General features: G+C 44.0%; 7 protein-coding genes. 3 read left to right on the plus strand and 4 right to left on the minus strand.

Annotated elements, in window-relative coordinates:
- Positions 1-11 precede the first annotated feature (11 nt).
- Positions 12-569 carry an isoprenylcysteine carboxyl methyltransferase family protein gene (locus tag GGR02_RS08385; RefSeq protein WP_183184276.1) on the minus strand — a complete coding sequence of 186 codons (558 nt, stop codon included), beginning with the start codon at positions 567-569 and terminating at the stop codon, positions 12-14.
- Positions 560-1,627 carry a type III polyketide synthase gene (locus GGR02_RS08390; RefSeq protein ID WP_183184277.1) on the minus strand — a complete coding sequence of 356 codons (1,068 nt, stop codon included), beginning with the start codon at positions 1,625-1,627 and terminating at the stop codon, positions 560-562. Before GGR02_RS08390 ends, GGR02_RS08385 begins: the two co-directional genes overlap by 10 nt.
- A 288-nt stretch (positions 1,628-1,915) precedes the next feature.
- Here GGR02_RS08390 and GGR02_RS08395 point away from each other — a divergent pair, with 288 nt between their 5' ends.
- From GGR02_RS08395 to GGR02_RS08405, 3 genes are read left to right on the plus strand one after another with little or no spacing between them, the layout of a single operon-like run.
- Positions 1,916-2,053: a cytochrome c oxidase subunit 2A gene (locus tag GGR02_RS08395; RefSeq protein WP_183184278.1), complete on the plus strand. Its 138-nt coding sequence runs from the start codon at positions 1,916-1,918 to the stop codon at positions 2,051-2,053.
- Positions 2,054-2,074: 21 nt separating this feature from the next.
- Positions 2,075-2,545, plus strand: a complete 471-nt coding sequence (locus GGR02_RS08400; protein WP_183184279.1) for a cytochrome c oxidase subunit II — start codon at positions 2,075-2,077, stop codon at positions 2,543-2,545.
- A gap of 1 nt (position 2,546) precedes the next feature.
- On the plus strand, positions 2,547-4,193 hold the full coding sequence (locus tag GGR02_RS08405; protein ID WP_373286615.1) for a b(o/a)3-type cytochrome-c oxidase subunit 1: 1,647 nt from the start codon (positions 2,547-2,549) through the stop codon (positions 4,191-4,193).
- 190 nt (positions 4,194-4,383) lie between these two features.
- Here the strand turns inward: GGR02_RS08405 and GGR02_RS08410 are convergent, their stop codons facing one another.
- Positions 4,384-5,892, minus strand: a complete 1,509-nt coding sequence (locus GGR02_RS08410; RefSeq protein WP_183184280.1) for a carboxypeptidase M32 — start codon at positions 5,890-5,892, stop codon at positions 4,384-4,386.
- Positions 5,893-5,978: 86 nt separating this feature from the next.
- Positions 5,979-7,916: an ATP-dependent DNA helicase gene (locus GGR02_RS08415; protein ID WP_183184281.1), complete on the minus strand. Its 1,938-nt coding sequence runs from the start codon at positions 7,914-7,916 to the stop codon at positions 5,979-5,981.
- Positions 7,917-8,096: the final 180 nt, after the last annotated feature.

Genomic DNA, 8,096 nt, shown 5'->3' on the forward strand with positions numbered 1-8,096 from the left:
AATCCCGCTAGCTATTTAGCAGGAAAAAAACGTGGGCGTTTTTGGATTTCGTTGTAGTTCGTCATCGTGGCGAGTGCTTGTTCCTCTGCCGAAATACGAATGGATAAAAGATAGGCATTCAACAAGGAAAAAACGATTGCTGTGATGTAGGCACGAAACAGCAAAGGAATAAGCACTATTTCAAGCACGACAACAACGTAGTTCGGATGGCGTAAAAACCGATACGGGCCTTTTTGCACGATGACGTTTGGAACGACGAAAATTTTTGTGTTCCAAAATACCCCGAGCGAAAAAAGCGCCCATATGCGCAGTAGTTGAACGGCAAAAAAGAGCGGAAGAAGGAATGGCCACCATGACGAAAGCGTTGCTCCTTTCATCAGCGCTTCGAGGAAAAAGGAAAAGAGAAACGCTACATGCAATAAAACAATCCACCGATAATGCGCTTGCCCAAATTCTTTTGCCCCCATTGCTTTGACGATGCGTTCGTTTCGTTTGGCAAGCAAAAGCTCCCCCACCCGCATACAAAGAAGAAAAAAGAAGAACGCATAAAACACCGTTCTCACTCCCATCTTAGCAAAATAAGTTCCGCACTAAATCCTGGACCGAGCGCGAGCATTAAGCCTACTTGCCCTTTTGGAATGGACTGTTTCATAAATTGCTCAAGAACAAAATAAATGGTCGCAGAGGACATATTTCCGAATTTGCGCAACACATCGAATGAAATTTTTGTTTTTTGTTCATTGATCCCTAACGCCTGCTCGTAAGCGGCGATAACTTTTTTTCCGCCTGGATGGGCAATAAAATGATCAATATCGTTCATCATTAGTCCGTGCTGTTGCAAAAAAGCGACGACATTCGGTTTCAGCCACGACTGAATGATTGTCGGAATGTCTTTGGAAAAAATGACAAAAAATCCGTCGTCGCGTATATCCCACCCCATGACCGTTTCCGAATGTGGCATGAAAATGGACTGTGTCGCTATGATTCGTGGGCGAATACGGTTGTCCACCGCTTCGTCCCCTGCGACACAAACACATGACACCCCGTCCGCAAATAGCGATGTGCCGATTAAGTTGCTTTTCGAACGATCAGATAACTGAAAGGTTAAACTGCAAAACTCGGCGGCAATGACAATGACTTTTGCTTTCGGAAAGGCTAAGCAATATTCATACGCCCGTGCCAATCCCGCCGCTCCGCCCGCACACCCTAGTCCCCAAATCGGAATGCGTTTTGTCGTCAGTGAGAAAGGCAAGTGATTCATCATTTTCGCATCAATACTTGGCGTCGAAAGCCCTGTCGTGGAAACATAAAAAATCGCTTCAATCTCTTCATAGGCGATGGCACGTTCGAGGAAGGAATCGGTTTGTAAGCAGTTTTGTACCACTTCACATCCGTAACGAACCGCACTTTTTATGTACATTTCATTTTTTTCCGCGAACGTTCGAGTTTGTCGGTACCACTCGAGCGGCTGAACAAAATAGCGCGACTCAATGCCCCCATTCGCAAAAACCGTCAATAACCGTTCAGGAAACGATCGGCCAAATAGCTGTCCGACATATTCACGTACTTCATCTTGCGTGACTTTGTAAGGCAATGATGCCGTCCCGACCGATAGAATTGCTGGCATATGAACACCCCCTTTATACTATCCCCTTTCTAGTCTTTTCTATACAGCAAATAAAACGCTTTCAATTCCTTTTTTGGAATGAATACGTTCACATTTTCTTCACAATTTTCTGCTCTCTCTTGTGATGAAAATCACTGTTATATCAATTTCTTACTGTTACTATAGTGGTAAAGTAAGTAATGAACAATTTGTGAAATGGTGAAAATCCCCTACCAAAATGCCGCTAGTTTTGTATTATGAAAGTGTAAACAATCGTTTGGGGGATAGAAAGAAAGGAGGTATGGGAGGATGGCAAAAGAAAAAATGAAAGGAAAAGCAACAGGAGAGGACAACTTGAAGGGGACACTGGCATCCGTTTTTTTGTTAGGGTTTTTCCTCATTTTCACGTGGGTAAGCGTGTATTATCTATTTTTAGAACGTCTATAAGAGAAAGGAGAGAATGGGCGTATGCACATACACAAATATGAAAAAATTTGGCTTGTTTTCGGAATTGGCTGTTTATTCGTCTTTTTAACCATTATCGGTGTGAGCGCATTCGCGAAAGGAAATCAACCACCTAGCTGCTTAACAACCATTGATCCGGAGAAAGTAGACCAAACGCCGCCATTTAATAAACCAGGACTTGTGAAAACAGGCGACAATGAGTATCAGTTAAATATGGTTGCCGCTGCGTTTGCATTTACACCAGCACAAGTGGAAATTCCAAAAGGCGCAAAAGTAACGATTAACATTACAACAAAAGACGTCATCCACGGATTTGAAGTTGTTGGAACAAACATTAACATGATGGTTGAACCTGGATATGTGAACTCGTTCACGAAAACATTCGATAAAACAGGGGAATATACGATTTTATGTAACGAATATTGTGGTGCTGGTCACCATATGATGACAGCACGAATTAAGGTGGTGGATTAACATGAACGAAATGGTCAAAGTCGATCGGCGCGACGCCAAATTGGCGCTGGCTCATATTTATGTTGCGTTTATTGCATTGGGATTAGGCGGATTAGCCGGGCTACTACAAACACTAGTCCGCTCTGGAAAATTTGAGCTTCCTGCAAATATTAGCTATTATACTATTTTAACCACTCACGGTGTACTGCTCGGACTTGTACTAACGACGTTTTTCATTATCGGGTTTCAATTCGCTGCCGTTAGCCGTACTGCCGGAACGTTTTCTGACCGTGTTCGCTTCTGGGGATGGGTCGGCTTCTGGCTCATGACCGTCGGTACAGCAATCACCGCGTTCTTTATCTTAATCGGTCAAGCGTCGGTGCTTTATACGTTTTATGCGCCGCTACAAGCGCATCCAGGGTTTTATCTCGGCTTAACACTTGTTGTCGTCGGTAGCTGGGTGAGCGGTTTTGCTATATTTGCCCATTACGCTCGCTGGAAAAAAGAACATCCAAAACAAGTAAGCCCGCTTCTTACCTTTATGGCTGTTGCAAATATGATTTTATGGCTTGTTTGTTCGCTCGGGGTAGCAGCAACTGTCTTAATTCAATTATTGCCTTGGTCGCTAGGGCTTGTTGACCGTGTCAACGTGCTTGTCAGCCGGACATTGTTCTGGTACTTTGGACACCCACTTGTTTATTTCTGGTTATTGCCAGCATATATGGTTTGGTATGCGATTGTACCGAAAATTATCGGTGGGAAAATTTTCTCTGACTCGTTAGCGCGATTATCGTTCATTTTGTTCTTGTTCTTCTCGATTCCAGTCGGTTTCCACCATCAATTAATGGAGCCAGGGATTGATCCGTTCTGGAAATACGTGCAAGTTGTGTTAACGTTTATGGTCGCAATCCCATCGTTGATGACTGCATTTGCGATGTTCGCAACGTTTGAGTTATACGGTCGCTCGAAAGGAGCAACCGGTCTGTTCGGATGGTTGCGTAAACTTCCTTGGGGAGATGCTCGCTTCTTTGCACCGTTTGTCGGCATGGTGTTCTTTATCCCAGCTGGTGCTGGTGGACTTGTGAACGCTTCTCACCAACTTGACCAAGTGGTGCATAATACAATTTGGATTACAGGACACTTCCATTTAACATTAGCGACAACAGTTGTCCTTACATTCTTTGGTGCTGCTTACTGGCTTGTGCCACATTTAAGCGGACGCGTCATGACAAAAGCGATGAACCGGTTGGCGATTATTCAAACGATCGTATGGGTTATTGGTATGACATTTATGTCTGGCTCGATGCATTTTGAAGGATTATTAGGCGCCCCTCGCCGCTCGGCATTCTCTACGTACGGCAATTCGCCGCAGGCGCTTGAATGGATCCCGTACCAAATCGCCCAAGCGGTCGGCGGAACGATTTTGTTCATCGGTATTATTTTAGTGCTTATCATCATTACAAACTTAGCGTTTTTCGCTCCAAAAGGCGAAACAGAGTTCCCTGTGGCCGAAGTGGCAGAAGGAGCAGAACGCACACCGCTTGCGATGGAAAACTGGAAACTTTGGATTGGTATTACCGTTGCGTTAATTTTAATCGCATATACGATTCCGTTCATTGATATGATTCAAAACGCACCGCCTGGTTCTAAAGGGTATAAACTATGGTAAAAGAAAAGGGGATCCTACGTGGATCCCCTTTTTTTAAAGGTAAGAAAGTATAAAATCTTACCGTTAGGTGGAGCGCTGTCTAGCTCCAAGCGCCATCGGCTCGAGTCGCTCCGCCCCACGCTGCGGCGGCGAAGCCTCCTCGGTGGGGCTTGTGCGATCTTCGCCGATAGGCGGGCGCTTTGCGCTTTTGTTATAATCGATAAATCGCTTTATATTTTTCCTCTAAATAATGGATTAAGTAATCTACGTTTAACCCTTCCCCTGTTGCCTCTTGCAAAATGTCGAGCGGCTTTTTCGTTTTTCCGAAGCGATGCACTTTTTCGGTTAGCCATTCTCGGATCGGCAATAACTCTCCTGTTTCAAGCAGTTCGGCAACGTTCGGGATATCTTTTAACATCGCTTCGTGTAGTTGTGCTGCATACATATATCCGAGCGCATAGGAAGGGAAATAGCCAAAACTGCCTCCAGACCAATGAACGTCTTGCAATACCCCTACCCCATCATGCTCTGGGCGAATGCCGAGGTATTCTTCATATTTTGCGTTCCAAATATCTGGTAAGTCTTTCACATCGATCGTTCCGTTAAACAGCCCTTTTTCGATTTCGTACCGAACCATGACGTGCAGCGGATACGTTAATTCGTCCGCTTCGATGCGAATGAGCGATGGCTTTACTTCGTTAATCGCTCGATAAAAATCATCAAGCGAAACGTTAGCAAACTGTTCTGGCGCATATTGTTGAAGTAGCGGATAATTTCGCTTCCAATACGAATAATGGCGACCGATAAAGTTTTCGTAAAATAACGATTGCGACTCGTGAATCCCCATCGATGTGCCCGTGCATAGTGGAGTGCCCGTTAATTCTTCCGCAATGTTTTGTTCATATAACGCATGACCACACTCATGAATCGTTCCGAATAGCGCCGTGCGAAAATCGCGTTCATCGTATCGCGTCGTAATTCGGACATCGCCTGGGTTTAAGCCGATGGCAAATGGATGAACGGTTTCATCTAACCGCCCTGCCGAAAAATCATAGCCAAGCTCACTTAATAGCCGCAAACTAAACTCGCGCTGTTTTTCTTTTGGAAATGAATGAAACAAACATGACGTGTCAGGCTGATGACGAGAAGCGACAACTGCTTGCACGAGCGGAACGATTCGTTCGCGCAATTTCGCAAATACGTTATCGAGCACTTCCACCGTAACGCCTGGTTCGTATACATCAAGCAGCGTGTTATATGGATTCCCTTCATATCCCCAATAGTCGATGAATTTTTTATTAAACGCGACGAGTTTTTCTAAATAAGGGCGAAAGAGCGAAAAATCTGCTTTTGCTTTCGCTTCTTCCCAGACGCTTTCTGCTTTCGCTTGTAAAATAACGTATTCTTTATATTCATCTACTGGAATTTTTTTATTTCGTTCGTATTCTTTTTTGCACTCCGCTAACGTATGCCGAGCAACGTCGGATAATTGTGCTTGTACGCTAGCTGGCGACAATTTAGCGATATATGCCGCCATTTCTTCTGACGTCGACATTTTGAACACTTCTTCGGACAGTACTCCAATGACTTCCGACCGCTGCTCAAGCCCTTTTTTCGGCGCTCCTGTCCGCATATCCCAATACATCACTTGAATTGCTTCGTTATAGCTCATCATTTTTTTGACATAACGCAAAAACTGTTGCTCTACTTCTTTTACCATAACAATCCTCCTATTCCTTTGCTCGCCCTATATAATTCGCTCCGAATCGGCGTTTTCCTTTTGATTGAACAAAAATAGGGAAGAAATTATTCTCCCCTAATCGTAGTTGGTAGTACGTTTCGGATTGCTTCGATGACCCGTTTGTCTTCGTCGGTCGTCACAAAAATAGAAACAATGCCGCGATCTTCATGGGTGCGAATGAGGCGTCCAACCCCTTGGCGCAGCCTTAACAACATATACGGGACGTCCACTTGCCAAAACGGATCGGCATACGCTTTTCGCTTCGCTTGAAAGACCGGGTCGTTCGGCGGATATGGCAATGACCAAATAATCACGTTTGACAAAGACGGGCCGGGGATGTCTAGCCCTTCCCATAAATGCTCCGCACATAACACCGTTTCTTCGTCTCGTTGGAACTCGGCAACAAGTTCACTAATTTCTCGATCGCCTTCAAATAAGAAAGAAAACGGTTCATGCTGCGCAGCTTGTTTAAATTGATGCAATTCTTGTTTAGAAGGGAACAAAATCAGCGCCCGCCCGTTCGTTTCTTGAATTTTTTGTAGTGCATAGCGATATTTTTTCGTAAATAGCGTCTCGTCGTTTGTAAAAGTTGGCATATAAATCGCCATTTGTTCTTCATAATCAAACGGTGAATCGACACTGAACGATAAATAGTCGTCAATTCCTAAACTATCGGCGAGATATGTAAACGATTTTTGGTTGGACAATGTCGCCGATGAAAAAATAAACGGCATTTTTTTACTAAATACTTTTTCCCGCAGCACTTCTTGGACAGTACGCGGCATAATAACAAGCGTTTTCCCTTCTGATGATGCTTCGAGCCATGTAATCGCTTCGCGGTTATGCAGGAATAAATGAAGCGAATGCTCGATTTGGTCTAAATATTCGTCGACGATATTTAACTGATAATGGTCGATTGTATACGTTTCGCTTTCTAATACGAGTTCATTGCCAATCGCTTCAAGCGTGTGTGCCAATTGCTTCGCGAAGCGGATTAAGTCTTCCGAAAATGTTAGCTCTTGGCGATTGGAGCCAATGACTTCGGTCGCGCAATTTCCTAGTTCCGTAAAAAAGCGGTCGCACACTTCGAGCGCATCTTCAATTAAGTACGCTAGTTCTTCGCGAACATCGTTTTCTAATAAGCGTGTTAATAACGTTTCAAGCGTCGTTTCTTTCATGCGGTACGTGAGCGCTTTTTGTGCAGCAAATTCTAATAAATGCCCTTCGTCAAACACGACACAGCTTGCTTCCGGCAATAGCGGCAACTGCCCTTCCCGTTTGCGCGCTTCATACGTCCACACGTGCTCCATGTAAAAATCGTGCGAACAAATAATTAAATCGGCTGCTTTTCGGTAATGTTCGCGCGATAACGTTTGTCCGCAGCGATGGCGCTTCTCGCAAGCAAAACAGTCTTGAAACGGATCCCATGCGATTTTTCCCCACTGCTCGTCGCTTAAATGGGCGTATTCTTTTCGGTCGCCGTAATGATAAAACGATTGTAGCGTTTTGTGATCATGAACAAATGCCGGCAGTTCGTCAAAAATTTGTTCATATACCTCTATTTCTTCGTCATCGGACATTAACACCTGGTCAAGTTTATTTAAACATACATACTGGTCTTGGGATTTTGCAAGACGCACATCAATATGTAAGTTGAGCACTTGCGAAATTTTTGCGATATCGCCTTCTTTTTTGACAAGTTGTTCAATCAGTGTTTCATCGGCACAGGCGATAATCGCTGGTTTTCCTGTATAGCGGGCATAGCAAATCGCATAAAGCAAATAAACGATCGTCTTCCCTGTTCCGACTCCCGCTTCCGCAAACATCACTTTCTTCTCTTTAAATGCACGTTCGAGCTGAAACGCCATATATACTTGCTCATCGCGCAATTCAAACCCTGCTTCCGGCAAAATATCGTAAAATACGTCGCCAATCCATTCACCTAATTTATCGAAAAAGTTTTCGTTTTTTTCTAATGAAAAAGGATATCGCTCCCGGCTCATCGTCCAAACCCTCCAACAAAAATAACAGTAACAAACTAATATTATCCCTTATATGTAGAAAGAAGTCAACGAAAGAAAAGCCGGAGATTGAGTCAAGAGTTTGTGGGAGATTTTTTTTGATATTTCGATTCTCTGGATATATTTGGTTTAAATAACCCAGTGTTTGTAAGCGTTTTCTAA

It is taken from the genome of Anoxybacteroides voinovskiense, assembly GCF_014196205.1.
GTDB classification, from domain to species: domain Bacteria; phylum Bacillota; class Bacilli; order Bacillales; family Anoxybacillaceae; genus Anoxybacteroides; species Anoxybacteroides voinovskiense.

Bases quoted from the DNA above. Each gene is read 5' to 3' on its own strand.
- GGR02_RS08395 (WP_183184278.1), top strand. From the start codon at position 1,916: ATGGCAAAAGAAAAAATGAAAGGAAAAGCAACAGGAGAGGACAACTTG.
- GGR02_RS08415 (WP_183184281.1), bottom strand. From the start codon at position 7,916: ATGAGCCGGGAGCGATATCCTTTTTCATTAGAAAAAAACGAAAACTTT.
- GGR02_RS08400 (WP_183184279.1), top strand. From the start codon at position 2,075: ATGCACATACACAAATATGAAAAAATTTGGCTTGTTTTCGGAATTGGC.
- GGR02_RS08390 (WP_183184277.1), bottom strand. From the start codon at position 1,627: ATGCCAGCAATTCTATCGGTCGGGACGGCATCATTGCCTTACAAAGTC.
- GGR02_RS08385 (WP_183184276.1), bottom strand. From the start codon at position 569: ATGGGAGTGAGAACGGTGTTTTATGCGTTCTTCTTTTTTCTTCTTTGT.
- GGR02_RS08405 (WP_373286615.1), top strand. From the start codon at position 2,547: ATGAACGAAATGGTCAAAGTCGATCGGCGCGACGCCAAATTGGCGCTG.
- GGR02_RS08410 (WP_183184280.1), bottom strand. From the start codon at position 5,892: ATGGTAAAAGAAGTAGAGCAACAGTTTTTGCGTTATGTCAAAAAAATG.